This is a genomic window from Priestia sp. 3CA3 (assembly GCF_056836725.1).
Genome location: NZ_JBXENJ010000008.1, coordinates 12,687 through 37,836 on the forward strand (window position 1 = coordinate 12,687; position 25,150 = coordinate 37,836).

The following is a 25,150-nucleotide window of genomic DNA, read 5'->3' on the forward strand; positions in this document are numbered from 1 at the left end:
GAAACATAAATGGATATGAAGCACCTAGATTTAAGTGAAGACTTAGTTATGAATAAAAAAACAGATTTAGAGATTGATTTACTGCTGACGGCTATTTATCGATTAACGGGATTCGATTTCAGACAGTACGCTAAATCTTCTATTTGTCGCCGAGTCTATAATCGAATGAAAATTGAACGTATTCCAACCGTGTCTCGATTGTTAGAAAAAGCGATTCACGAAGAAGAATTTATGAATCAGCTTTTAAATGATTTTTCAATAAATGTAACAGAGATGTTTCGCGATCCAAGCTTTTTTAAAGCATTTCGCACAAAAGTGATTCCGGTATTAAAGGATTATCCGGAAATTCGCATTTGGCACGCTGGCTGTGCAACGGGCGAAGAGGTATTTTCTATGGCGATTCTTTTAGAAGAAGAAGGGTTAATGGATAAAACGGTCATTTACGCAACCGATATGAACGAAGATGTATTAGAAAAAGCAAAACAAGGCGCCTTTTCTTTACGTAAAATGAAGTCATATACAAAAAATTATATTCAAGCCGGGGGAAAGAATGCCTTCTCGGAATATTATCAAACGGATCATCACTATGCATATTTTCATCCGTCGCTGTTAAAAAATATTATCTTTGCTCAGCATAATTTAGTCACGGATCAGTCATTTAATGAATTTCACGTTATCATTTGCCGAAACGTCCTTATTTATTTTACAGCTCAGCTGCAAAATCAAGTGTATAATTTATTTTCAGAAAGCCTGTGTGTAAAAGGGTTTCTTGGGCTTGGCGATAAAGAAACGCTTCGCTTTGCTGAGGGAGCAGCTTCTTATATTGAGTTTGCAGGAAACGAGCGCATCTATCAAAAGCAATAAAAAAAGACCTCATTTGTGAGGTCTTTTTTATTATGCTTGCGCTTGAATCATAAGCACGCACATGTCATCAGGCTGGTTTAACTTTTGTTCTTCTGAGAAAATTTCATTCATAAATGCCTGCGGATTTGTCCATTTTTGTTCAGTAAGTTGTTGAAGACGAAGAGCAGACTCATTTTCGCAAGGGCCCATCGATTCAAGAGCTCCGTCTGTAAATAGCAAAATTTGCACATCGTTCTCAAAGCTGACAACAGATTTCTGAACGTCCATTTCTTCAAAAAAACCTACAGGGCAGCTTCCTCGTTGAAGAGGAACGAGCGTATGTTCATCCACTAACATATAACCTTCTGGGTGCCCGGCATTCACATATTCTACTGTCTTAGCTTCCGTATCAATCACTAAATAAATAGCAGTGAAATAGTAAGGAATTTCATCTTTTTCGCTGTGCAATAATTCCATGTAACGATTCAACTCTGTAATAACCTGCTCAGGGTCTATGAGGGACTTGATAGCTTCTCTGAGCACAGACGAAATAAACATACAAACAAGCGAGGCAGAGATGCCGTGCCCCATCATATCAAAAAGAATAATACCGTACCGGTGCTCGTCAATTTTGTGCCAATAGTACATATCACCCGCTAATTTAAAAGAAGGGTAATATGAAACTTCCATTTGAATATCTTTCTCTCGTAAAGGGGGGCTGAGTAAGTTTTGCTGTACGTGCGTAGCTAAATCTAACTCAGTTTGAATTTTCTTTTCATGTTCAGTGTGCCAGTCAATTTCTGCTTTAAGGCGTAAGGCTACCCGCATACGAGCCAGCAGTTCCACTTTATTAATCGGCTTTGTGACGTAATCTGTTCCGCCAGCGTCTAGAGCTTCTACTAATTTGCTGCTGTCTTCTAGGGCTGTGACAAAGATAATTGGAATATGTTTTAAGCGTTCTACCTGTTGAATTCGCCTGCAGGCTTCGATTCCATCAATTTCGGGCATCATAATATCAAGTAAAATCAAATCGACCGAATTCGTTTTTGAGTTCTCATCGTCCAGGTTAAGATAGTCAAAAAGCGCATGGGCAGACGTAAGAGACACACAGTTATCGTAGCCAGCGCCTTTTAGAATTTTTTCAATCACAAATAGATTGACTTGATTGTCATCTACGAGAAGAATGGTCATGCTTTATTTCCCCTTATTATGTTTGAAGACTATTGATTGAGTATGTAGTTTTCAAGCATTTTTTATACTTTTTCTGTTTTTCTATTTATCTATTATACAGAAAACACAGCGTTTAGGGTATTTTTTAAGATTATTCTTTTCTATTAAAAAAGTCACTTGTCCCCAGAAAAGGAGACAAGTGACTTTTTATAGCAACTTGTATAACGCAAATATCCCGAAAGTCAGTACCACCGCTCCCGAAATACGATTTACCCAGATCAAGCTGTTATTCGTAAAATTCGACCGGGCAAGACTAATAGCAAAACTGAGCGAAAGCCACCAGCAGGCCGATCCTAAAAATACGCCTGCAACCATTGTCAGCGCAGAAGCAACATCAAATGCTGATTTACTAATGCCTACACCAGAAAACACGCCAATAAAAAATAAGATCGTCATTGGATTCGTAACCGTTAAAAAAAGAACGGATGTATACGAACGAAGCAACCCTTCTCCTTTAGCAGCAGCAGCGTGCTCTGCAGGTTGAGAACGAAAAGTTTGTACACCTAAATAGCATAAAAATAATCCCCCAATCAGCTGAAGCCAAATCTTTTGGGTTAATAAAAAGGTTGTAATGAACGTTAGGCCAAACGCAGCGATGCATCCATAAAGAGCATCTGCTGTAGCTGCTCCCAGCCCGGATACAAACCCGTGTAATCGCCCTTTAGATAACGTTCGATTAATGCATAAAATGCCGATGGGACCGACCGGAGCAGCGACGGAAAACCCAATCACTAATCCCTTGAGAAAATAAAATAAGTTCATCTTTTATGTTGCTCCTAAGAAGTTTTTCTTTAGTATAGTACAAAAGCAATCAGGAATGAAGGAAATTTTGATAAAGTTTTTAACGCATGTATTTAGTCTGGTCGGGTACACCATAATAGGGTGATAGAAAAAACATCATTAGTGAATTTGTTTTAATCATTAAAAAGTTCATAAACTAAAATATTTTACACAGAAAATTAAATGTAGTAAAATAGTTTACTGTTACATACATAGAAAGATCTACCATTAAAAAATAGACTATAAAAAGTATTATTAGTAACAAAATGAAGAGAGGTTAGTCATCATGAGTAATCTGTTTGCAAAAAAAGACATTAACAAGCTGTTAGATGAAAATGCAGCAAAAGAATCAACTAAAACGCTAGGTTTATTCGATGTTATTTTGATGGGAGTAGGAGCAACCATTGGGACAGGAGTTCTGGTTATAGCAGGACTAGTTGCCGCCAGGGATGCAGGGCCCTCGGTCTCCGTTTCATTTATTATTTCTGCAATAGCCTGTATTCTTGTTGCGTTGTGCTATGCAGAATTTGGTTCAGCTGTTCCAAGTTCAGGAGGCGCATATACATACATATATGTTTCATTAGGAAAATTTATAGCGCATTTAATAGGGTGGTCCATTGTAGGATGCTATACGGTGTCTTTAGCGTCTGTAGCAGGCGGGTGGTCTTCTTACGTAAATAATGTGCTTACTGAATTTGGTATTAGACTTCCTGAATCGTTCACGGCCATACCAAGCAACGGAGGTATTATTAATGTTCCGGCAGTATTTATTGTACTGTGCATGTCGTTTTTATTAACAAGAGGAGTAAAAGAAAGTAAAAAAATAAATAACTTAATGGTTTTAATCAAGATAGGTATTGTTCTTTTATTTGTAGCGGTCGGCGTCTTTTTTATTCATACAAATAACTGGCACCCATTTACTCCATACGGTGTGAAAGGGATCTTTGCAGGCGCAGCTTCCGTCTTTTTCGCTTATAACGGATTTGATGCCATTTCTACTTCGGCAGAAGAAGTGAAAAATCCGCAAAGAAACTTGCCGCTAGGTATTTTGATTGCACTAAGTGTTTGTGCAGTCATTTACGTAGTCATTGCATTAGTATTAACAGGGATGGTTTCTTATAAAGAGCTAAACGTGGGCGATGCGTTATCATATGCGCTCAATAGCGTTGGACAAGAATGGGCAGCGCTTATTGTATCTATAGGAGCAGTTATTGGTATAATGGCCGTCGTGTTTGCTTATTTGTTTGTTGTGCCTCGCGTACTGATGTCAATGAGTCATGATGGATTATTGCCGTCTCTTTTTGCGAAAGTAAACCGAAAGAACAGTGAACCTGTCATATCGACATGGCTTGTCGGGGCGTTAGGGGCGACTGTAGCTGGTTTTATTGATTTAAAACAGCTGGCGGATTTAGCAAATATGCTGGCGATTGTTACGTTTGCTGCCGTTTCATTCTCGATTTTGGCTCTTCGAAGAAGTCAGCCTAACCTAAAGCGAGGTTTCAAAGTACCTTTTGTGCCATTCATTCCGATCTTTGCTATTCTTTGCTGTATCTTTCTTATGTTTAACTTATCAATGGTAACGTGGATGTACTCAATCGGCTGGATGCTGATTGGCGTCTTTATTTACGTTGGATACGGGAGAAATAAAAAGAGCGTTTAGCAAAAAAAGACTCTAAGCAAACGAGCTAGAGTCTTTTTTGTGTATACATTTCTTTTGAAAGGGATCTATGAACATAACGTAAAAATTAAAATTTTATTCGGGACATATGTCCTTTTTATTTTGGGAAGTGTTATTGTTTAATAAAAAGAAACCGTTATGATGGAGAGGAAAACATGAGGGAAATTACGAGTGAGAAACAACTGCTGGAGTATATAAATACTTATAAATTAGAGTTAGTTTTCAAGAAAGACTTACTACCGCATTTGTCACTGTATGATGTGGAGGCAGGAGAACGTCTTTGTTCTCAAGGAGATGCGTCTCATTGTTTGTACATACTGGTGAAAGGCAAGGTTAAAGTTTATACCATATCGCCCGAAGGCAAGACGCTTGTTCTTTCCTTTAAACAGCCCCTTGAAGTGATAGGCGATATTGAGTATGTACAGGATGTTGATATTATGAATACGGTTGAAGCCGTTTCACCTTTAGTTGTAATTGGTATACCATACAAACGATTAAAACAGCATGCGAGCGATGATCCACAGCTACTGACGTTTTTACTGGAAATGCTCACAAAAAAGTTTTGCGCAAAATCGAACTCGCTCAGCTTTAATTTAATGTACCCAGTTGAAGTGCGGCTGGCGAGCTACTTGCTCTCTATTTTTTGTGAAGAATCACATTTGGTTATGGATCAAAAAACAGAAAGCCTAAAAGATATAGCCAATTTAATCGGAACGACTTACCGGCATTTAAATCGTGTTCTTCAGAAATTTGTAGCGCAAGGAGTTATTGAAAAACAGAAAGGCTCTATTATTCTCAAAGATAAAGAAAAACTGAGCTGTCTAGCAAACGACAATATATACGAGTAGAAAAAGCAATAGATTAGTTGAAGGGGAGAGAGAAGAATGAAAACATACAGAACGCTTCTATTTGACATTGATAATACGCTTTTAGATTTTAACGCAGCCGAAGAGCAGGCTTTACAGTTTCTTTTTGCTAACCACAATATTCCGCTGACTGATGAAAGCAAAAAACGTTATAGTTTGATAAACCAGGGGTTATGGACAGCTTTTGAAGAAAATAAAATAAGCCGTGAGCAAGTTGTAAATACTCGCTTTTCTACTCTATGTAAAGAATATGGAATAGAGAAAAACGGAAAGCTGCTTGAAGCAGAGTACCGAACGTATTTGAATAATGGTCATCAGCTAATTGACGGAGCTATTGAGGTAATTAAAAACCTGAGCAGTCACTATGAGTTATATGTTGTTACAAATGGCGTATCGGCTACACAATATAAGCGCCTTCAGGACTCAGGTCTATATCCTTATTTTAAAGAAGTATTTGTTTCAGAAGATACAGGTTTTCAAAAACCTATGAAGGAATATTTTGATTATGTTTTTTCACGTATAAAAGAGCTGTCCGTACATGAAACATTGATTGTTGGAGATTCTTTGAGTGCAGACATTCAAGGCGGGCAGCTAGCCGGTATTGATACGTGCTGGTTTAATCCTCAGGAAAAAAAGAATGATACAAATTGGAATTCTACCTATGAAATTGGAAGGCTTCAAGAGCTTTATAACCTGCTGAATGTAAATAATGAAGTAGCTTCGGTACAAGTGTAAAAGTGTATAAACGTTAGAAAACGCAAAAAGCGCCAACCCTGTTCTTTAAATAAAACGGGTTGGCGCTTTTTCTGTTTTATAGATTTCAAAGGGCTTAAAATACGCTAGGGATATCGGTCTAGGTACAGTAATCAATACAAATTTAAACAGTTTTATCCCAAAAGCAATAGGGTATTTTACCAATATCCCAGATAAAGTAAGTAACTAGGAGGTCGTAAAAGATGATTAATGGCAAAAGTTTATCTCGTTCAGGAAAGAGTTCATATAGAAGAGAAACAGCCGTTGGAAAAACAGGAATGGTAGCCAGTGCCCATCCAATTGCAACCGACGCCGGAGAACAGGTACTAAGAGCTGGAGGTAACGCAATTGATGCAGCAATTGCCGTTCAGTTTGGGCTCAACGTTGGAGAACCGATGATGACCGGTATTGGAGGCAGCGGCTTTTTTATGGTATACCACAATGAAAGCAAAACAACTAAAATTTTTGACGGGCATTCTCAGGCTCCTAAAGCAGCTTATCCTGAAATGTTTCTTGATGAAAATAAAGAAGTTATTCCGTTTAGAAAGCGTTCTACTCATGCAACGGCAATTGGAATTCCAGGGATTTTAAAGGCGATGGAAGCAGCTCGTAAAGAGTATGGAACAAAACCCCTTGCTGAATTAATTGAACCGGCTGCCAAAGCAGCAGAAGCGGGTGTGGAAACAAACTGGGTGCTTGGAGATATTTTAAAAACATATGCCTATCGACTAGGAGAACATGCTAAGCAGCTATATTCTCCAAACGGCAAGCCTATGCAAGAAGGAGATATGATTAATAAAAAAGATCTTGCTAAAACATTCCGCATTCTTCAAGAAAAAGGGATCGAGGCTTTTTATGAAGGTGAAATTGCAGAAGCCATTATTTCAACGATAAAAGAGCACGGCGGTTTTATGGAACTGTCAGATTTGAAAGAATACCAGATTAAGATTGATGAACCCGTGTGGGGAGATTATAAAGGATACCGAATTGCTTCTTCCAACATGCCTAGTGCAGGAGGAGCTACGGTGCTGCAAATTTTAAAGCTATTAGAGAACTTCGATGTGTCTCAGTACGACGTGAAATCGTGGGAAAAGTATTATTTGTTTGCAGAAGCTATGCGCATTGCATTTTCAGATAAAATTGCATTCTCTGGAGATCCGGCCTACAGTGACATTCCATTAAAAGGGCTTTTAAATGACAAATATATAAAGGAACGTCAAAAATTAATTAATTGGAAGCATAAAAATGAGAAAGTTGATTTTGGCAACCCGTGGGATTATGAGAAAGGCCAAAAAGTGAACGTTGTGCGTCAGCCTTATGAACCTGAACGTGAGCTTAGTGAAACAACTCACTTCACGGTAGTTGACCGCTGGGGCAATATTGTCGCTTGTACATCAACTGTGGAACATCCTTTTGGTACAGGAATTATGGTTAAAGACCATGGATTTTTACTCAACAACGAGCTTACTGATTTTGATGCTATACCTGGAGGGCTAAACCAAGCGGATGCAGGAAAGCGTCCGGTTAGCTGTAAAAGCCCAACCATCGTTTTTAAAGACAGTGAACCTGTACTCACTTTAGGGTCTCCGGGCGGACCAACGATTGTAGGCTCTGTGTTCCAAACGCTTATGAATGTCTTAGACTATGGAATGGATATAAAAGAAGCGATTGAAGAACCAAGAATTTTTAATAGTACAGGATCACTTATCGGTTGGGAAGCCGGAGTGGATATGAATGCCAAAGGAGAGCTAGAAGCCATGGGGTTTAATTTTGGAGATGAGCCGTTCCCAATCGGAAATGTTCAAGGTATTCAAATTGATAAAGAAAACGGCCGTTTATTTGGAGCAGCTGATTCCAGCCGTGAAGGAAAAGCAACTGGCTTAGACTCTTAATATTAAAAAGATGCATCATACGCTCCCTCTTTTATAAGAAGGGATGGCGTATGATGCATTAAAAAAGATAAAAATGAGTAGGTGAAAAGAAGGAATATTTTTTTCGGAAAACATACTTTAGACCTTGATTAGTATCATCCTAATCTCCAGAAAGGAAAAAGAATAGAACGTTTTCATGTCCGAATAATAAAAAAGAGTACTGATTTTTCAAGATATTGATGAAAACAAAATGATTGGAAAGCATAAAAAAAGGAATAGCGCTTTCAATGCTAGAAAGATAGAGTATTTAATCGTGTAAAGAGTATAAAACGCAACGGCTGGAAAACGTAGTTTGGAATGGAGAAAAAGTCGTACCCTTTTTTTGAAAAACGGTTACATAAAAAGTCTCTTGCACGGAAACTTTGGTCCTAGTTACAGCTCAATGAAAAAGATGAAAATGAGAAATAGCTACATTTGGCATGTTTGACTTTCGTCATTTATCCAAGTAATCTTTTGGTTGAACGGAACCGGTTCTGTTTTCGAATTTTTAATAGCTAATTGAATTAATAAATTTATATTCTTTACTAACACAAAAGGAGAAAACATATGAAAATGAAACGAGTTGCTAAGCATACAACTGCTGCTACATTGGCTGCAGCCCTACTAGTAGGCGGGGGATACCAAACATTTGCTAAAGGAAACGACAGCAAAGACTTTAATAACAGCTACGGAATTTCGCATATTACTCGCGATAATATGGTGAAAATTCCACAGCAGCAAAACAGTGATCAGTTTAAAGTTCCTGCTTTTGACGAATCAACTATTAAAAACATTGCTTCTGCTAAGGGAAAAGATGCATCGGGAAATACAATTGACTTAGATGTATGGGACAGCTGGCCATTACAAAATGCTGACGGAACAGTGGCGACTTATCATGGATATCAAATTGTGTTTGCCCTAGCAGGTGATCCAAAAGATTCGAATGACACGTCTGTTTATCTTTTCTATAAAAAAGCTGGAGACAAATCGATTGACAGCTGGAAAAACGCTGGAAGAGTGTTTAAAGACAGCGATAAATTCGTTCCGAATGACCCGCACCTTAAAAATCAAACACAAGAATGGTCTGGTTCTGCCACATTAACGAAAGATGGTAAAGTTCGTTTATTCTACACGGATTATTCAGGTAAACAATACGGAAAACAAACGTTAACGACAGCTCAAGTGAACATGTCTCAGCCAAACGATAATACGTTAAAAGTTGACGGAGTAGAAGATTACAAGTCAATCTTTGATGGTGACGGAAAGATTTATCAAACGGTTCAGCAGTTTATTGATGAAGGCGGTTATGACACAGGGGATAACCATACGCTAAGAGATCCTCATTACATAGAAGACAATGGACATAAGTACCTTGTTTTCGAAGCTAACACTGGAACAGAAGATGGCTATCAAGGCGAAGACTCTCTATATAACAGAGCATACTACGGAGGAAACAATCCTTTCTTCCAATCTGAAAAGAAAAAGCTTCTTGAAGGATCTAATAAAGAAAAAGCTTCTTTAGCAAACGGGGCTTTGGGCATTATTGAGTTAAATGATGACTATACGCTCAAAAAAGTAATGAAGCCGCTTATCACATCAAATACAGTTACAGACGAAATTGAACGTGCAAACATTTTCAAAAAAGATGGAAAATGGTACTTGTTCACTGATTCTCGCGGATCTAAAATGACGATTGGTGGAATCGGACAAGATGATGTGTATATGCTAGGCTATGTTTCAAATACGTTAACAGGAAAATATAAGCCTTTAAATGATACGGGATTAGTTCTTCATATGGATTTAGATCCTAATGATAAAACATTTACGTATTCTCACTTTGCCGTACCGCAAACAAAAGGTAATAATGTTGTTATTACAAGCTACATGACAAACAGAGGCTTTTATGAAGACAACCACTCTACATTTGCACCAAGCTTCTTAGTAAATATTGACGGTTCAAAAACATCTGTTGTAAAAGATAGCGTTCTTGAACAAGGTCAGTTAACAGTGGATGAAGACTAAGCCCTTTGCAATAGCAACAAAAGAAAATGGTGATTGTAATCACCATTTTCTTTTGTTTTATTCGATGTAGACAAAAAAGAGAAAGGCGGGGTTTGTTTGAAGAAAAAAGGTGCTTATAAATGGATAACGCTTGCCGTTCTTTTAGTTGTAATAGCCGGACTCATTATAGCAGGCGTATCCAAAAAAGAGGATACAAAAGATCGAGGAAAAGAAAAAGGAAATAAAAGTGAATCCACTTATCGCCCGGTGTATCATTTTAGCACGCCTGATAAATGGAAAAATGATCCTCAAAAGCCCATTTATTTTGACGGAGAGTATCATTACTATTACTTATACAATCATGATTACCCTAAAGGGAACGGGACGGAATGGCGACATGCAACGTCTAAAGATTTGGTTCATTGGAAAGATAAAGGAGTAGCTATTCCAAAGTATACAAATAAAAATGGCGATATATGGTCCGGATCCGTTGTAGAAGATAAAGAGAACACAGCAGGTTTTGGTAAAGGCGCCATTGTAGCGATTATGACCCAGCCTTCTGCTGATGGACAAAAGCAAGAACAGTATTTATGGTATAGCACCGATAGAGGAAAAACCTTTAAATCATATAGCAAAAATCCTATCATGCCTAATCCAGGCACCAAAGATTTTCGAGATCCCAAAGTCATATGGGATCATGAACATGATAAGTGGGTTCTCGTCATGTCAGAAGGTGAAAAAATCGGATTTTATGAATCTTCTAATCTAAAGGATTGGACGTATACGGGAGGATTTGTCACTAAAGATATTGGCATTACAGAATGTCCAGATCTTTTTCAAATGAAGGCGGATGACGGGACAGTTAAGTGGGTTCTCGGGACAAGTGCAAATGGAAAAGAAAGCGGAAAGCCAAACACCTATGCTTATTGGACAGGAAATTACGATGGAACAACATTCACTCCCGATATGGATGAGCCGCAATGGCTAGATCATGGTTTTGATTGGTACGGAGCAGTCACGTTTAAAGACGGTAAAAATGAGGATTCTTTAGAAAAACGCTACGCTTTTGCATGGATGAACAACTGGGATTATCCAGATAAGACACCAACGATGAAAGGTGGGTTTAACGGATTCGATTCAATAACCCGTGAAATTACGCTTTCAAAACAAGACAACGATCAGTACAGCCTGTTATCAAAGCCTGTCGAAGAATTAAATCAGCTAACTGATTCAACAAATTCTCTCAAGCAAGTAGAAGTAAACGGAGAGAAAAAGTTAAAGATAAAAGGTGAAGCTTATCAGCTTGATACAGATATTTCATGGTCAGATGCAGAAAATGTAGGCTTACGACTTCGAGAGTCCGCAGATCAAAAGCGGCACATTGATGTAGGGGTTTTTGCAAAAGATAACGTCTCATATGTGAATAGAAGCTATAGTAATCAGCCTGATCAAAGCAAAAAATATGTGGAAAGCCGCGATTACTTTGATGCAGGCAAGAAAAATGTTCATTTGAAGATATTGGTAGATAAAACAAGTATTGAAGTCTTTATTGATGATGGAAAAACCGTACATTCTAGCGAGGTGTTTCCTCGTCACAACGACCAAGGAATTACACTTTTTTCCCAAGGAGGAACGTCTTTCTTTAAGAACATAGAAATCAAACATTTTCGTTCCAGTCAGTAAATTCCCTATTTTTAAAAAAGGGAGCAGAATATCACCTTATTATGGTTTAGGACTCGTTAAAAAGGGTATATGCCTACTAACAGTAAATGAAAGGGTGTTTATTCAAATGGAAGAGAAAATGAGACAACTAATAGAGGGACTTAATACCGATTTAGCGGGTGAATATTCGGCGGTTATTCAGTACACTTACTATGCGTCTACAGTAACCGGCCTAGAATATCAAATTTTAAAACCTTTCTTTGAAGGAGAAATTCCTGACGAGCAAGGGCATGCCCTTTATTTATCAGAAAAAATCAAAAACCTTGGCGGTGAGCCAACAACAAAGCCAGCTGAGGTGAAGCACGTCTCAAACGTGACGGAAATGCTTAAAGAAGCGAGCAAGGCTGAAAAAGAAACGATCCAGCGCTATGAAGAGCGTAAAAAACAAGCAGAAGAGTTAGGATTAACAGAGCTTGTTGTCAAACTTGAGGATATGATTGCAGATGAAACAAATCATATGGAAGAAATGGAACGTTTATTAAAAGATCCCCGACTAAGTTAATCATACAAAATACGTAAAAAGCATCCCGTAACACCTGTTACGGGATGCTTTTTGTGGTTTGAAAAAGAAATAAAACATCATGTACGCATGTTTTTATAAATGAGAGGAAAGTCATATTTTTGAAATTCTCTATCGCTTTGAAAAATTTTATAGTAAAATAATTATTTGGCTGCATATGGCAGTAACTATATGCGGAGCATCACATACATATAAAGGCTAAAAGGGTATAAGTATATTGAAACCGCTTTTATCTTCTGTGAAAAAAACGATGGGATGCCCGCAGTTGCAAGGAGAGAAAGAGATGAGGAAACGAATCATGACAGCGCTGCTGCTTGTCACTGTTTTAGCTGCAATGGAAGGAACCATTGTCAGTACGGCTGTTCCAAGAATTACAAGTGATTTGTCGGGTATTGAGCTAGTTAGCTGGGTATATGCCATTTATATGCTGACAACAGCTGTATCTACACCTATATACGGAAAGTTAGCGGATTTATTCGGCCGCAAAAAAGTTATGCTTGTTGGAATTATTATTTTCTTAATCGGATCTATACTTTGCGGGCTTAGCTTTTCGATGCAACAATTAATTGTCTACAGAGCAATCCAAGGGCTAGGCGCCGGGGTCGTTATGCCCCTTACAATGATTATTATTGGCGACTTGTATGAAGAAGCAAAAGAAAGAGCCAAAGCCCAAGGTTGGATTAGCGCAGTTTGGGGAGTTGCTGGAGTTCTCGGTCCTCTTCTTGGGGGATTTTTAGTCGATACGCTGTCTTGGCGCTATATTTTCTTTTTAAATATACCGTTTGGACTAATGGCTTTTATTGTTCTTCTAGTAAACTATAAAGAAGAAGTGGTAAAAGAAAAACGCTATATCGATTACATTGGAGCGGTGACGTTTTCAGTTGGAACCATTGCATTTTTATACGCGCTGTTAACCGGAAGTCAGCATCAAAACTGGGGAGATCCGGTCATTATAGGATTATTTGTTCTAGCTGTTCTGACATTCATGGGCTTTATTTATATCGAAAAGAAATCGCCGGAACCTCTTATTCCGCTTGAGCTGTTTTCTATTCGAAGTGTATCTGTTATAAACTTATTAACACTTCTTGTCGGGTCAGTAGTTATTAGTATTACGGTTTACCTTCCAATTTGGAGCCAAGGAGTGATGGGAAAAAGTGCAACCGCTGCCGGTTTTGTGTTAATGCCCATGCCAGTATGCTGGACAATTGGTTCACTGCTTTCAGGGAATTTAGTAGGGCGTCTTAAAACGCACTCCATCCTTACGCTAGGAACGGCAATCGTAAGTACGGCATGTTTTATGCTGTTTTTAGTCTCCACGCACTCACAGGTATTTTTAATTTATGTAGCCGTTGGGGTTCTTGGGTTAGGAATGGGGATTATTACGCCTATCTTTATGTTAGTTATTCAATCAGCAGTCCCAGCCAGCAAAAGAGGAGTAGCGGTGGCTCTTAATACGTTTACAAATACATTTAGTCAAACACTAGGTTCCGCAGTGTTTGGTACAATCTTTAACTTAGTGACGCTTTCACAGGCAAAGAAATTAGGGCAAGAAAATTTGAATGCTTCGTTTGAGACAGGCGGGGTACCGGCAGAAGAACTGTCAAAGCTGCATGAAATTCTTGCATCAGGTGTTCACATTATTTACAGTGGAACGTTTTTAGCTGCTTTACTAAGCTTTGCTGTCTCATGCTTATTAGTAAAAAACGGCCATAAAAAAATAAAGAACATATCTGTGCAAAAGTAACGGAAGAGACTGTTACAAAAGTAGTTTAATTGAAGGACAATCCGAACGAGTTTGATTAAGGACCAAACTCGTTCGGATTTTTTTATTGGTAGGTGAATGTAGGTGCTTTTAGCTGTTGAATTAGTTATGCATTAGTCTCTTTTTAAAAAGAATTATCAAAGAGAGAAAAGAAAAAAGATATTGTCTAATAACGTTCGGGAAAAATCGTTAACAGAAGGACGGATTTTTATTATTGCCGAAAATTTCTTATTTTTTGTTTTTTTAGTATGGACATTTACTTGGTTGTTGATTATTATAAATTCTATAAGCATTGAATTTTAAGCGCTTACAAAAGAAACATTTGTCTTTCTCAGGAATACACTTGATTTTTAATTCATATACTACAAGTGCTTAGATTAATCTTTTAATGGGGAAAAGAGAAGTTTATAAGACGTGTTGAACAACAATGAGGGGGTATGGAAGATGACAAGCAGACGTTTAAAAGAATTCTTGAATAATAATTTAGAAGATTTAAAAGATAAAGGGCTATACAACGTCATTAATCCAGTAGAGGGACCAAATGGACCTGTGATTCAAATTGATGGAAAACAATTAATTAATTTATCATCCAACAACTATTTGGGGCTTGCTACAGACGAAAGGCTTATTAACGCGTCCAACGAAGCCACTGAAAAATACGGGGTGGGAGCTGGAGCTGTCCGAACGATTAATGGAACTCTAGATATTCATATTAAGCTAGAGGAAAAGCTTGCCGAGTTTAAGCATACGGAAGCAGCTATAGCTTACCAATCTGGCTTTAACTGCAATATGGCAGCCATCTCTGCAGTTATGGATAAACATGACGCGATTTTATCAGATGAGCTGAATCACGCTTCAATTATTGACGGGTGTCGGCTATCAAAAGCAAAAATTATTCCTTACAAACATTCGGATATGGAAGATCTCCGTGCAAAAGCAGGCGAAGCACAAAAGTCCGGTGCCTATAATAAAATAATGGTAATTACCGACGGTGTATTCTCAATGGATGGAGACATTGCTAAGCTTCCGGAAATTGTAGAAATCGCACAGGAATTTGATTTAATCACATACGTAGATGATGCTCACGGATCGGGCGTATTAGGTAACGGTATGGGGACAGTCAAACATTTTGGCTTATCTGAAAAAGTAGACTTCCAAATTGGAACATTGTCAAAAGCGATTGGAGCTGTAGGCGGATACGTAGCTGGAAAAAAAGACTTAATTGACTGGTTGAAAGTACGAAGCCGCCCGTTTTTATTCTCGACTGCTATTACACCAGGCACGGCTGCTGCATGTATTAAAGCGATTGAAATTCTAAGCACAAGTACAGAGCTGCAGGATCAAATGTGGGAAAACAGCCGTTATTTAAAGCAAGGATTAAAAGAGCTGGGCTTTGATACCGGCGAAAGTGAAACACCTATTACTCCGTGCATTATAGGAGATGAAAATCAAACGCAGATTTTTAGTGAGAGATTAATAGAAGAAGGGGTATACGCTAAATCAATTGTTTTCCCTACCGTTCCAAGAGGAACAGGACGCGTTCGCAATATGCCAACGGCTGCTCATACAAAAGAAATGTTAGATGAAGCACTTCGTATCTACAAAAAAGTAGGCAAGGAAATGAAATTAATTTAAACGTTGAATCTAAGCAGTACATGAGGAGGATATTGAGATGAAAAAAGTATTAATAACGGGGTCTCTAGGACAAATCGGTTCTGAATTAACAATGAAAATGAGAGAGATATATGGTTCAGAAAATATTATTGCCACTGATATTCGCAAGACGACGAGCGATGTTGTGACTTCAGGTCCATTCGAGATTTTAGACGTAACGGATCAGACTGCGTTATTTACGATCGCCGAAAAGCATAAAGTCGATACGGTTATTCACTTGGCTGCGCTGTTATCAGCGACAGCCGAGCAAAAGCCGCTTCTAGCTTGGAATCTAAATATGGGCGGATTAGTAAACGCGCTCGAAGTAGCTCGAGAGCTGAAGTGCCAATTTTTTACTCCAAGTTCAATTGGTGCATTTGGTCCAACGACTCCAAAAGACTGGACGCCGCAGGATACAATTCAACGTCCTACCACGATGTATGGTGTTAATAAAGTAGCGGGTGAATTACTTTGCGATTACTATCACCATAAATTCGGAGTAGATACACGAGGGCTACGTTTTCCAGGCTTAATTTCATACGTAACGCCTCCAGGTGGAGGGACAACGGACTACGCTGTTGAAATTTATTATGAAGCCGTTAAACATAAGCGCTATACGTCTTATATCGACAAAGGAACCTATATGGATATGATGTATATGCCTGACGCACTAAACGCTGTCATCCAACTAATGGAAGCAGACGGTTCTAAGCTGAAGCATCGAAATTCATTTAACGTTTGTGCCATGAGCTTTGATCCAGAACAAATGGCAGCTGAAATCAGAAAAACAATTCCGGAATTTATGCTGAATTACCAAGTAGATCCTGTTCGACAAGCAATTGCTGAAAGCTGGCCCAACCATATAGATTCCAGCTGTGCGAAAGAAGAGTGGGGATTTAAAGCAGAATATAACCTAGAAAAAATGACGAGAGAGATGCTGGGAAAGTTAAAAGTTGAATCACAGCTTGTCTTAACGTAAGTAGAGAAAAATGATTTCTTCCTTGACAATAAAGTAAGCGCTTACTAAGAGGTGAGTTACTTGTTGCAAGTTCTACTTCGTAACAGTGGTGGACAGTACACATAGATTCTCTGACCCTTTAAGTGAGCGCTCGTTCGCTGAATAATCAGCACCCTTTTAGGTACCGTCTGTTAAAATAATAAGGGGATAGAAGGGAGGGAATGACAGTTGAGCAATAAATTTCAACAAGTTAATGATTTTTCAATGGGAAGATTAACATCTTTACTCGTTCTTTTACATAATACGGAACTAGCTGAAGGTATTGAAAAGGAAATCAATGAGAGAGGATATAGCTATACAGTTGGAAAAGTTGGAGCGATGGAGCTGTCTAAAGTTGTGGCCGCAATTGAAACGAGCGCCAAGACAAACAACATTATTAATGCCCAGTCGTACCGGGAAGTCCACGCTCTTTATCATGCTATACTTGAAGCTATTCAAGGAGTTAGTCGAGGAACGCTGCAGCTAGGTGATATTTTACGGACGGTAGGACTCACATTTTCAATTGTGCGCGGAAAAATTGAGTTCTCAGGATCAAGCGACGAATGGATTAGCGTTTGTGTGTATGGAACGATAGGCGCACCGAAAAAAGGCTTTGAACATGATACGTTAGGTTTTGGTTTTAACCATATTTAAAAATAATGGACAAAATAGTATGAACGTAAAAAGTGAGAGATGCACATAGCTGCTTTAAAAAAGATATTTTTCTTATTGAAAGCTTTTGTGCGGCGTGTTAACATAATGATTAATATAATAATTGCCTTTAAGACGGTCCAGAGAGGCCGAAAAGGACGGATCACTTATTTACTGCTTCTATGCCTATCTGTGCCCTTTTGCCCTCTGCGACAAAAGGGCTTTTATGCGTTGCGTACCTCTTTTAAACGAAGTCCAGAGAGGCTTCAAAAGAGAATGGACATATGTTATTTTATCCATTCCTTCAAAAAAGAAAGAGCGTTGATACAGAAAGAATACAGTGGAGGGTGGAACAACATGAATTATCGTAACAAGACAGTTGTAGCATCAGTAGCAGGTTTGACGTTAGAAGGGATGGACATTATGTTTATCTCGTTTGCTATGTCAATGATTATCGCTGAATTTCACATTGATTTAGCAACGGGTGGACTTATTTCTTCTATTACGAATATAGGAATGCTGATAGGCGGAGTCATCTTCGGAATTTTAGCAGATAAATTTGGAAGAGTGCGGGTTTTTACCTACACGGTTCTTCTATTTGCAGTCGGAACGGCATTAACAGGTTTTGCAGCAAATGTTGAACAAGTGTATGCTTCACGATTTATTGCCGGAATTGGGGCTGGAGGAGAGTACGGAATCGGTATGGCTCTTGTTGCAGAAGCGTGGCCGAAACATAAGCAAGGAAGAGCTTCATCTTATGTTAGTATTGGCGCACAATTTGGAGTTATTCTTGCGGCGCTTTTAAGTTCTCTGATCCTGCCGATTTTCGGATGGAGAGCGCTGTTTTTTGTCGGAATTATCCCCGTCATTTTTGCTTTTATCGTACGAAAAAATTTAAACGAATCTCCTGAGTGGTTAAAAGCTCAAAAAGAGAAAACAGCCGTTGTTAAAAATAATGGCAAGCTACGTCAACTATTTGCTACGCCTAAGACGGCGATGACGACTATTTCTCTGGCAGTGATGGCTACCGTTCAAATTGCAGGCTATAACGGACTCATGATATGGCTTCCGTCTATGCTTCAGCAATCACAAGGACTCTCTGTTTCAAGTTCAGCTCTTTGGACAATCAGTACAGCCGTTGGAATGATTATAGGCATGCTAACATTTGGTCAATTTATGGATCGTTTTGGTTCGAAGCGTACTTTTGGAATTTTTCTTCTCGCTTCAGCGTGTGCGGTATTTTTATACTCGTATGCCGAAGGAAGTGCAGGGCTGCTTATAGGAGGAGCTGTTGTCGGATTTTTCTCAAACGGAATGTTCGCAGGATACGGAGCCTTGATCAGCAGTCACTATTCGGTAGAAGTTCGCAGTACTGCAACGAACACTATTTTTAACTTCGGGAGAGCGCTCGGAGGGTTGTCACCCATTCTTGTCGGCTATCTTTTGCAAAGCTATGATATGACGGTAGCGATGACGTACTTGGCGGGGCTGTACTGTATTTCGTTTATTTTTATGATGAGTCTTAAAAAAACGGGAGAAAAGAACGTGAAACAAATGAACGCTCAATCTGCTCTTTAACATAAAAAATAGATTCTATGCTTTTCTGGAAAAAACCGCGCTTACTCAAAAGGGCGGTTTTTTTGAGTGTATAAAAAATAAGTTCAGGTGTTAGATGATTGTTTCTTTCACAGATGCTTTATTAACAAAGACGTCCACAGTATCTATAAAAATATTTATGGATAAGCAGCTATTTTCTAATTTGTATTATAGTAATTCCTCTCTTACAATATGATGTGTAAGGCGGAAACAGAAAATACTATCTTTATTTACAGGAGGACGTTACTATGTCTAAACATATATTAATGGTCGTAACAACGGCTGACAAAATGAAAGAAAATCATCCAACAGGCCTTTGGCTTTCAGAATTTGGTGAAGCGTACGTAGAGTTTGAAAAAGCTGGATTTACGATTACTGTAGCAAGTCCTCTAGGAGGAAAAGCGCCGGTGGATGCTCGCAGCCTTGAAGGAGAGACTTCTCAAGAAATCTTAAATACAGCTAAGCATCTAGAGAATACCCTAAAACTTGATACAATTACAGACAGTGCTAAATTTGATGCTGTTTTCTTACCAGGCGGTCATGGCACAATGTTTGATCTGCCAGATAATCAAACGCTTCATGCTTTAATTCGTGAACTATACGAAGGAGACAAAGTAGTAGCCGCTGTATGCCATGGACCCGCAGGCTTAGTAGGTGTTACATTATCAGATGAAAAGCCGTTGGTGGAAGGAAAAGATGTCGCTGCGTTTACAGATGATGAAGAACGTGAAACAACATTAGACCGCTTCATGCCGTTTCTTTTGGAAACACGCCTGCGTGAACTTGGTGCAAATGTAGTAACTGCTCCAAACTGGACCGATAATGTACAAGCAGATGGCAACCTAATAACAGGTCAAAATCCTCAGTCAACAATCAGTGTAGCAAAAGCAGTCGTGAAACAATTATTAAACTAAGATGTAAAAAAGCCTGTAGGACTACAGGCTTTTTTATTAACAGCATCAACAAAGACCGCCGTAGATAATGTGTATGTTTTGCTGTTTTGGACTAGAGAGATCCATCATCATACAAAAAATATGATGGTCAGTGTAATGAATACAAAAAGAGGGAAGCTTTTTATGGAGACTATTTTTTAAAAGAAATGAGGAAAAACGATGTCAGAAGTTATTATTAACGCCATTTTACAAGCCAAGCCAGGAAAAGAAGAAGAGCTTCGATCAGAGTTAGTAAAAGTTATTGAACCATCAAGAGAAGAAAAAGGATGTATTCAATACATTCTCCACCAGGATACAGACAAAGCAGGCACATTTGTTTTTTATGAGAAATGGAAAAGCAAAGAAGATGTTGAAGCTCACATTGAAACACCTCACTATCAACAATACAGACAGCAAACAGAACCGTTAATTGAAAGCAGAGCAGTACATCGTTTACAAGAAGTACGTTAATAAAAAGAAGTTGGAACAAAAGTGTTTTAGTTGAAGGAAGATCCGAACGAGTAATCGAGATTCTTGATGGAGAATCAAACTCGTTCGGATTTTTTTGTGGTTATGGTGAATATGAGTTTCATTTAGTGAGACCAAGCAGAAGCGTAAGCGATGAGGAGGCTAATCGACCGCACGCAGAAAGAAAAGGCTTGCAGGGAAATCAACAGCGGAATAACAAATAACCCATACTAAGTCCTTTATCCCATTTGTTTATCTTTAGATGGGATTGATTTCGTTATGACTCAATCTCTGTTTGTTATAAAGAACTAAAAAGCTGCAGAGGAAAAAAATTTCAGCTGCAAAAAGCCGATTGGAAAAGGGGTAAGGCTGTGGAAGAAACAAAAAATAATACCAGTGGTGTTTGAGAAGCAGACAGGCGGGTAGATAAAAACTAGATGACATAGTTCAATAATTAACAAACTAAAAGGAGAGATCAAATCAATGCGTACAAATTTAAAACACTTTATTAACGGAGAATGGGTTGAATCAACAGGAAGCGAAACGTCAGATGTGATCAATCCTGCTACTGAAAAATCAATTGGTAAAATTAGCTTAGGTACAAAAGAAGATCTAGATAAAGCCGTGGCAGCAGCTAAAGCAGCCCTTCCCACATTTTCAAGAACAACAAAAGAAGAGCGAATTAAAATGCTTCGCAATATTGCAAAAGGATATGAAAAGCGTAAACAGGAGCTTATTGAAGTTATGACTGAAGAGCTTGGCGCTCCTTTAAAAATTTCAGAAGAAGTGCACTATGAAATGGGACTTAGCCACTTTAAAGAAGCAGCTAATGCGCTTGAAGATTACACATTTGAAAAAGATCATGGAAGCTACAAGGTCGTAAAAGAGTCTATTGGAGTAAGCGGACTTATTACACCATGGAACTTCCCAACAAATCAAACGTCTACTAAAATTGCAGGAGCTATCGCAGCAGGAAGTCCAATGGTATTAAAACCATCAGAACTTACACCGTATGCAGCGATGATATTAGCAGAAATCATTGATGAAGCTGGTGTACCAAAAGGTGCCTTTAACCTTGTAAACGGAACGGGAAGCACAATCGGTGACGGTATTAGTTCTCACCCGGACATTGATTTTGTATCATTTACAGGATCAGGTGCTGTAGGCGAGAAAATTATGCAAAACGCTGCTAAAACAATCAAAAAAGTAGCGCTTGAGCTAGGCGGGAAATCACCGCTAGTTGTATTAGAGGATGCGGATGTAGAAGAAGCGGCTAAAATAGCAGTTTCACACATTGCAATGAATACAGGGCAAGTATGTACGGCAGCAACGCGCATTATCATTCCTGCCTCTATGAAAGAAAAATTTGAAGAAGCAGTGAAGAAAGTTCTACCATCATTCCCAGTTGGTGATCCGTTAGATAAAGACAACGTAACTGGACCGCTCGTAGCGGAAAAACAGTGGGATCGCGTACAGGATTATATTCAAAAAGGAATGGATGAAGGTGCAAAGCTTCTTACTGGCGGAACGGGCAAACCGGACGGCTTAGAGACAGGGTACTTTGTTAAACCGACAGTCTTTACTGACGTTTCAAATGATATGGTTATTGCACAAGAAGAAATCTTCGGACCTGTAACAACTATTATTACGTATGATGATCTAGAGCAAGCTCTTGAAATTGCAAATGATACAGTTTATGGACTTGCAGGCTATGCGGTCGGAAAAGACCAAGAAACACTTGACTATGTTGCTAAAAACATTAGAGCTGGTCAAATCATCGTTAACGATGCCGAGCAAGACAGAGCTGCGCCATTCGGCGGATTCAAACAATCTGGTATTGGACGCGAGTGGGGAGCATTTGGTATTGAAGAATATCTAGAGCCAAAAGCGATCATGGGCGTTAAAGTTCCGGCAAAAGTATAATTAATGTAAAAAAAGAAGGGAGTTTTTCTCCTTTCTTTTTTTAGGATAAAGGATTAAAAGCTCTAAGAACGCAGTGTGTTCTTAGAGCTTTTTCAGATTTGTTTATCTGGAAGTGAGAAAACAGTTATGTTTATTACTCTTATTAAAAATTTTGCTGAATAGCTTGCTGTGCTTCGCGTAAATGTCTTAAGTGTTCTTCCATTCGTTTTAATTCTTTATCACCAGACGCCGCTTCTTTTTGTTCATTAATTTGCTGCTGAACCATATTCAACTGCATTTGAGCTTTTTGAAAATTGGCTGCATCCAAATTCATCTGCCCTTGACAAACAGCCTGTTCAGCTAATTGTAATGCTTCTTTAATATGAGTGTATGAATTCATGCTTCTCACCCTTCTGTATAGTATTTACAGTTAACATGCGCTGGTTCTTCGTAGCTATACAAAAGGATTTAGAAATAAAATAAAAATTACGTAGTACAAGCTAAGCAGGTTGCATAGATTTATCATAGTTCAATTTATAAAATCTTAGAAGTGATAGAGGGTGGATGTATGTGGGGGCTTTTTTCAGCTATGTATTATTAGGGCTATCATTAGCTGCGCCAATCGGTCCAATCAATGCAGCTCAGCTTGATAAAGGAATTAAAAGTGGTTTTTTGCATGCTTGGTTCTTAGGTATAGGAGCAACATCGGTTGACGCTCTTTATATGCTTGTAGTTTATTTTGGGTCCGTTCATTTTTTAAGTAGCGATTTTATGAAAACGTTTCTTTTTTCGTTTGGGTGCTTTGTATTAATTTATACAGGTGTTGAGGGGCTAATGGGTGCAGGGAGGATTACACAGCATAGAAAAACAAACGGTGATTCTGTGTTAAAGTGTTTTTTCTCAGGTTTTTTGCTGTCATTAACGAATCCGCTTACAATTCTCTTTTGGCTTGGCATTTATGGCTCTGTTTTAGCAAAAACGGCTAATACATATGAAACTGAACAGCTTATCTTATATAGCTGCGCTATTTTTACGGGAATTCTGGCCTGGGATATTGCGATGGCAGCTTTAGCAAGCACGTTTCGACGATACTTAGCTGCGACGTTTTTAACTGCCGTGTCCGTTGTATCGGGGTTATCTTTAATAGGGTTTGGCCTATATTTCGGCTGGCAAGCCGCACAGCAATTAGGCTAAAAGAAGTGCTGAATCTAAAGTGTTTTCAGTACGTTGAAAAATAATAGAAAAGATGCTTCTTTTTACGCATAAATTTTTCAAACTATCACACACTACATCGAAGTGTGAGGAGTGATAGAGTGAAAAAGAAAATAGGCTGCGGAAGTCAAGTTGAAGGGAAATTAAAATGGTGGCAGCTGTCTTTAATCGGAGTAGGATGCATAATCGGCACAGGCTATTTTTTAGGATCAAGTATTGCCATAAAAGCAGCTGGGCCCTCTGTTTTAATTGCTTTTTTACTGGCAGGAGTATGCACATTTATTGTATTTGAGGCGCTTGCTAAAATGAGTGCTCAAGATCCTCAAAAAGGTTCGTTTCGCTCCTATGCTAAAAAAGCTTATGGAAGATGGGCAGGATTTAGCAGCGGATGGGTGTACTGGAGTTCAGAGATGCTGATCATGGGGAGTCAGCTCACGGCTTTATCTCTTTTTACACGTTTTTGGTTTGAAGATATTCCACTGTGGGTCTTTGCCTCTATTTATGCTGTTTTAGGCATTAGTGTTGTATTAATCGGGACAAAAGGCTTTGAACGAATGGAAAATGTATTTGCTGTCACAAAAGTGGCTGCTATTTTAATGTTTATTGTATTAGCTAGTCTCGCTTTATTTGGATTTCTTGACGAAGGTGCAAAACAAGGAGTGCCGCGAACGATAAGTGAAGTATTTCCTCATGGATTTTTAGGTTTATGGGGCGCTTTGCTTTATGCCTTTTATGCTTTCGGCGGCATCGAAGTCATGGGAATCATGACGGTTCGTTTACAAAAAAAAGAAGACGCACCGAAAGCGGGAAGAAGTATGCTTATTCTTCTTGGAATTATTTATATTGTTTCACTGAGTTTAGCTATTTTAATTGTGCCATTTCATGATTTCCATGGAAATCAAAGTCCATTTATAAAGGCTTTAGAAACATATCATCTTCCATTTTTTCCTCATGTTTTTAATGGAGCAATGATTATTGCGGGTTTCTCAACGATGTCAGCGTCTTTTTTTTCCGTAACAACAATGATTGTCACTCTTTCAGAAGATGGAGATGCTCCTGCATTGTTTTCAAAACAAAAACAGAAAAAGCTGCAGTTTCCTTTACCGGCTTTACTTTTAACAACAGCGGGATTAGTTATTTCTATTGTCCTTTCCTTGCTATTGCCCGGGAAAATTTATGAGTACATTACAACAGCAGCTGGACTGATGCTGATTTATAACTGGTTTTTTATTTTAATTTCGTTTCATCGCTTAATTAAACAAACCGTTTGGGATAAAGTAAAACAAGCTGTTGGCCTCTTATTAATCCTGCTAGCAGTAAGCGGTACGCTGTTAGAATCTGCAAGCAGACCAGGTTTCTTTGCAAGCTTAGGCTTTTTAATTGTTATAAGCCTTGTTATTTTAAAACTGCGCCATAAGTGGAAAGAAGAAGAAGCCGCTAGTTAACATATATTTAATCTTTATGAGGGACACTATGCACGTTGTACAATTACAAAATAAAAGGTGGTTATGATCATGCCAAAAAACAAGCAGACTCCTTCTTCACAAGTAGATCAAAAACAAGTAGTAGATGACAAAGCAAAAGCGCTACGAGAAAATAATTATGAAGATGGTCATATTCGCAAGATAACTCAAAGCGGGGCAGACGGCCAATAACAAAAAAAGACGCGTTCGC

The 25,150-nt window shown here is 38.6% G+C and carries 22 protein-coding genes; 19 read left to right on the plus strand and 3 right to left on the minus strand.

All coding sequences use genetic code 11. From position 1 onward, the window contains the following. Window positions 1-9: 9 nt before the first annotated feature. Complete coding sequence (locus AC1VNJ_RS20380; RefSeq protein ID WP_028413962.1) at window positions 10-864, plus strand: CheR family methyltransferase; 855 nt, start codon at window positions 10-12, stop codon at window positions 862-864. A 30-nt stretch (window positions 865-894) separates the two neighbouring features. On the opposite strand, the gene AC1VNJ_RS20385 is transcribed toward AC1VNJ_RS20380, so the two are convergent. Together AC1VNJ_RS20385 and AC1VNJ_RS20390 are read right to left on the minus strand one after the other, a co-directional pair. Further along, window positions 895-2,034 (minus strand): SpoIIE family protein phosphatase, encoded by a 1,140-nt coding sequence (locus AC1VNJ_RS20385; protein ID WP_028413961.1) that lies wholly within the window; start codon window positions 2,032-2,034, stop codon window positions 895-897. 186 nt (window positions 2,035-2,220) lie between these two features. Beyond that, complete coding sequence (locus tag AC1VNJ_RS20390) at window positions 2,221-2,835, minus strand: LysE family translocator (protein ID WP_482641215.1); 615 nt, start codon at window positions 2,833-2,835, stop codon at window positions 2,221-2,223. 304 nt (window positions 2,836-3,139) lie between these two features. Between AC1VNJ_RS20390 and AC1VNJ_RS20395 the strand changes: the two genes are divergently transcribed. From AC1VNJ_RS20395 to AC1VNJ_RS20465, 15 genes are all read left to right on the plus strand, one after another. Next, window positions 3,140-4,513 (plus strand): amino acid permease, encoded by a 1,374-nt coding sequence (locus tag AC1VNJ_RS20395; protein WP_482641216.1) that lies wholly within the window; start codon window positions 3,140-3,142, stop codon window positions 4,511-4,513. Window positions 4,514-4,686: 173 nt separating this feature from the next. After that, the gene (locus AC1VNJ_RS20400; RefSeq protein ID WP_099000049.1) at window positions 4,687-5,379 is read left to right on the plus strand and encodes a Crp/Fnr family transcriptional regulator; all 693 of its coding nucleotides are present in this window, start codon (window positions 4,687-4,689) and stop codon (window positions 5,377-5,379) included. A 36-nt stretch (window positions 5,380-5,415) separates the two neighbouring features. Continuing rightward, a complete protein-coding gene (locus AC1VNJ_RS20405) occupies window positions 5,416-6,132 on the plus strand; it encodes a YjjG family noncanonical pyrimidine nucleotidase (protein ID WP_482641217.1) in 717 nt (238 codons plus the stop codon). A gap of 221 nt (window positions 6,133-6,353) precedes the next feature. Continuing rightward, a complete protein-coding gene (ggt, locus tag AC1VNJ_RS20410) occupies window positions 6,354-8,042 on the plus strand; it encodes a gamma-glutamyltransferase (protein ID WP_482641218.1) in 1,689 nt (562 codons plus the stop codon). Between the two features lie 585 nt (window positions 8,043-8,627). Next, a complete protein-coding gene (locus AC1VNJ_RS20415) occupies window positions 8,628-10,082 on the plus strand; it encodes a glycoside hydrolase family 68 protein (protein WP_325075782.1) in 1,455 nt (484 codons plus the stop codon). A gap of 96 nt (window positions 10,083-10,178) precedes the next feature. Next, window positions 10,179-11,744, plus strand: coding sequence for a glycoside hydrolase family 32 protein (locus AC1VNJ_RS20420; protein WP_482641219.1), 1,566 nt, complete (start codon window positions 10,179-10,181; stop codon window positions 11,742-11,744). A gap of 106 nt (window positions 11,745-11,850) precedes the next feature. Then, a complete protein-coding gene (locus tag AC1VNJ_RS20425) occupies window positions 11,851-12,285 on the plus strand; it encodes a ferritin-like domain-containing protein (protein WP_013056263.1) in 435 nt (144 codons plus the stop codon). A 301-nt stretch (window positions 12,286-12,586) separates the two neighbouring features. After that, window positions 12,587-14,047: an MDR family MFS transporter gene (locus tag AC1VNJ_RS20430; protein WP_482641220.1), complete on the plus strand. Its 1,461-nt coding sequence runs from the start codon at window positions 12,587-12,589 to the stop codon at window positions 14,045-14,047. A gap of 462 nt (window positions 14,048-14,509) precedes the next feature. Continuing rightward, window positions 14,510-15,700, plus strand: coding sequence for a glycine C-acetyltransferase (locus AC1VNJ_RS20435; RefSeq protein ID WP_028413952.1), 1,191 nt, complete (start codon window positions 14,510-14,512; stop codon window positions 15,698-15,700). Window positions 15,701-15,737: 37 nt separating this feature from the next. Further along, a complete protein-coding gene (locus AC1VNJ_RS20440; RefSeq protein ID WP_482641221.1) occupies window positions 15,738-16,697 on the plus strand; it encodes an L-threonine 3-dehydrogenase in 960 nt (319 codons plus the stop codon). Between the two features lie 207 nt (window positions 16,698-16,904). Beyond that, entirely contained in the window at window positions 16,905-17,369 is a 465-nt protein-coding gene (gene hutP / locus AC1VNJ_RS20445) for a hut operon transcriptional regulator HutP (protein ID WP_028413950.1), read from the plus strand. A 354-nt stretch (window positions 17,370-17,723) separates the two neighbouring features. After that, a complete protein-coding gene (locus AC1VNJ_RS20450; protein ID WP_049163753.1) occupies window positions 17,724-18,944 on the plus strand; it encodes an MFS transporter in 1,221 nt (406 codons plus the stop codon). A 266-nt stretch (window positions 18,945-19,210) separates the two neighbouring features. After that, on the plus strand, window positions 19,211-19,876 hold the full coding sequence (locus tag AC1VNJ_RS20455; RefSeq protein WP_028413948.1) for a type 1 glutamine amidotransferase domain-containing protein: 666 nt from the start codon (window positions 19,211-19,213) through the stop codon (window positions 19,874-19,876). A 198-nt stretch (window positions 19,877-20,074) separates the two neighbouring features. Next, window positions 20,075-20,365 carry a putative quinol monooxygenase gene (locus tag AC1VNJ_RS20460; RefSeq protein ID WP_098627159.1) on the plus strand — a complete coding sequence of 97 codons (291 nt, stop codon included), beginning with the start codon at window positions 20,075-20,077 and terminating at the stop codon, window positions 20,363-20,365. 480 nt (window positions 20,366-20,845) lie between these two features. Next, window positions 20,846-22,285, plus strand: a complete 1,440-nt coding sequence (locus AC1VNJ_RS20465) for an aldehyde dehydrogenase family protein (protein ID WP_034266655.1) — start codon at window positions 20,846-20,848, stop codon at window positions 22,283-22,285. Window positions 22,286-22,427: 142 nt separating this feature from the next. On the opposite strand, the gene AC1VNJ_RS20470 is transcribed toward AC1VNJ_RS20465, so the two are convergent. Further along, window positions 22,428-22,664, minus strand: a complete 237-nt coding sequence (locus AC1VNJ_RS20470; protein WP_098627160.1) for a hypothetical protein — start codon at window positions 22,662-22,664, stop codon at window positions 22,428-22,430. A gap of 170 nt (window positions 22,665-22,834) precedes the next feature. Here AC1VNJ_RS20470 and AC1VNJ_RS20475 point away from each other — a divergent pair, with 170 nt between their 5' ends. The 3 genes from AC1VNJ_RS20475 to AC1VNJ_RS20485 all read left to right on the plus strand — a co-directional run bounded on the left by AC1VNJ_RS20475 (window position 22,835) and on the right by AC1VNJ_RS20485 (window position 25,131). Continuing rightward, window positions 22,835-23,458, plus strand: coding sequence for a LysE family transporter (locus AC1VNJ_RS20475; RefSeq protein WP_080754396.1), 624 nt, complete (start codon window positions 22,835-22,837; stop codon window positions 23,456-23,458). Between the two features lie 119 nt (window positions 23,459-23,577). Next, entirely contained in the window at window positions 23,578-24,921 is a 1,344-nt protein-coding gene (locus AC1VNJ_RS20480) for an amino acid permease (protein ID WP_033578508.1), read from the plus strand. Window positions 24,922-24,990: 69 nt separating this feature from the next. After that, the gene (locus AC1VNJ_RS20485; RefSeq protein ID WP_013082476.1) at window positions 24,991-25,131 is read left to right on the plus strand and encodes a hypothetical protein; all 141 of its coding nucleotides are present in this window, start codon (window positions 24,991-24,993) and stop codon (window positions 25,129-25,131) included. The last annotated feature ends 19 nt before the right edge of the window (window positions 25,132-25,150 follow it).

What these genes read in the sequence shown, in the direction of transcription:
- AC1VNJ_RS20380 (WP_028413962.1), top strand. Translation starts at nt 10, where the DNA reads ATGGATATGAAGCACCTAGATTTAAGTGAAGACTTAGTTATGAATAAA.
- AC1VNJ_RS20385 (WP_028413961.1), bottom strand. Translation starts at nt 2,034, where the DNA reads ATGACCATTCTTCTCGTAGATGACAATCAAGTCAATCTATTTGTGATT.
- AC1VNJ_RS20390 (WP_482641215.1), bottom strand. Translation starts at nt 2,835, where the DNA reads ATGAACTTATTTTATTTTCTCAAGGGATTAGTGATTGGGTTTTCCGTC.
- AC1VNJ_RS20395 (WP_482641216.1), top strand. Translation starts at nt 3,140, where the DNA reads ATGAGTAATCTGTTTGCAAAAAAAGACATTAACAAGCTGTTAGATGAA.
- AC1VNJ_RS20400 (WP_099000049.1), top strand. Translation starts at nt 4,687, where the DNA reads ATGAGGGAAATTACGAGTGAGAAACAACTGCTGGAGTATATAAATACT.
- AC1VNJ_RS20405 (WP_482641217.1), top strand. Translation starts at nt 5,416, where the DNA reads ATGAAAACATACAGAACGCTTCTATTTGACATTGATAATACGCTTTTA.
- ggt (WP_482641218.1), top strand. Translation starts at nt 6,354, where the DNA reads ATGATTAATGGCAAAAGTTTATCTCGTTCAGGAAAGAGTTCATATAGA.
- AC1VNJ_RS20415 (WP_325075782.1), top strand. Translation starts at nt 8,628, where the DNA reads ATGAAAATGAAACGAGTTGCTAAGCATACAACTGCTGCTACATTGGCT.
- AC1VNJ_RS20425 (WP_013056263.1), top strand. Translation starts at nt 11,851, where the DNA reads ATGGAAGAGAAAATGAGACAACTAATAGAGGGACTTAATACCGATTTA.
- AC1VNJ_RS20430 (WP_482641220.1), top strand. Translation starts at nt 12,587, where the DNA reads ATGAGGAAACGAATCATGACAGCGCTGCTGCTTGTCACTGTTTTAGCT.
- AC1VNJ_RS20435 (WP_028413952.1), top strand. Translation starts at nt 14,510, where the DNA reads ATGACAAGCAGACGTTTAAAAGAATTCTTGAATAATAATTTAGAAGAT.
- AC1VNJ_RS20440 (WP_482641221.1), top strand. Translation starts at nt 15,738, where the DNA reads ATGAAAAAAGTATTAATAACGGGGTCTCTAGGACAAATCGGTTCTGAA.
- AC1VNJ_RS20450 (WP_049163753.1), top strand. Translation starts at nt 17,724, where the DNA reads ATGAATTATCGTAACAAGACAGTTGTAGCATCAGTAGCAGGTTTGACG.
- AC1VNJ_RS20455 (WP_028413948.1), top strand. Translation starts at nt 19,211, where the DNA reads ATGTCTAAACATATATTAATGGTCGTAACAACGGCTGACAAAATGAAA.
- AC1VNJ_RS20460 (WP_098627159.1), top strand. Translation starts at nt 20,075, where the DNA reads ATGTCAGAAGTTATTATTAACGCCATTTTACAAGCCAAGCCAGGAAAA.
- AC1VNJ_RS20465 (WP_034266655.1), top strand. Translation starts at nt 20,846, where the DNA reads ATGCGTACAAATTTAAAACACTTTATTAACGGAGAATGGGTTGAATCA.
- AC1VNJ_RS20470 (WP_098627160.1), bottom strand. Translation starts at nt 22,664, where the DNA reads ATGAATTCATACACTCATATTAAAGAAGCATTACAATTAGCTGAACAG.
- AC1VNJ_RS20485 (WP_013082476.1), top strand. Translation starts at nt 24,991, where the DNA reads ATGCCAAAAAACAAGCAGACTCCTTCTTCACAAGTAGATCAAAAACAA.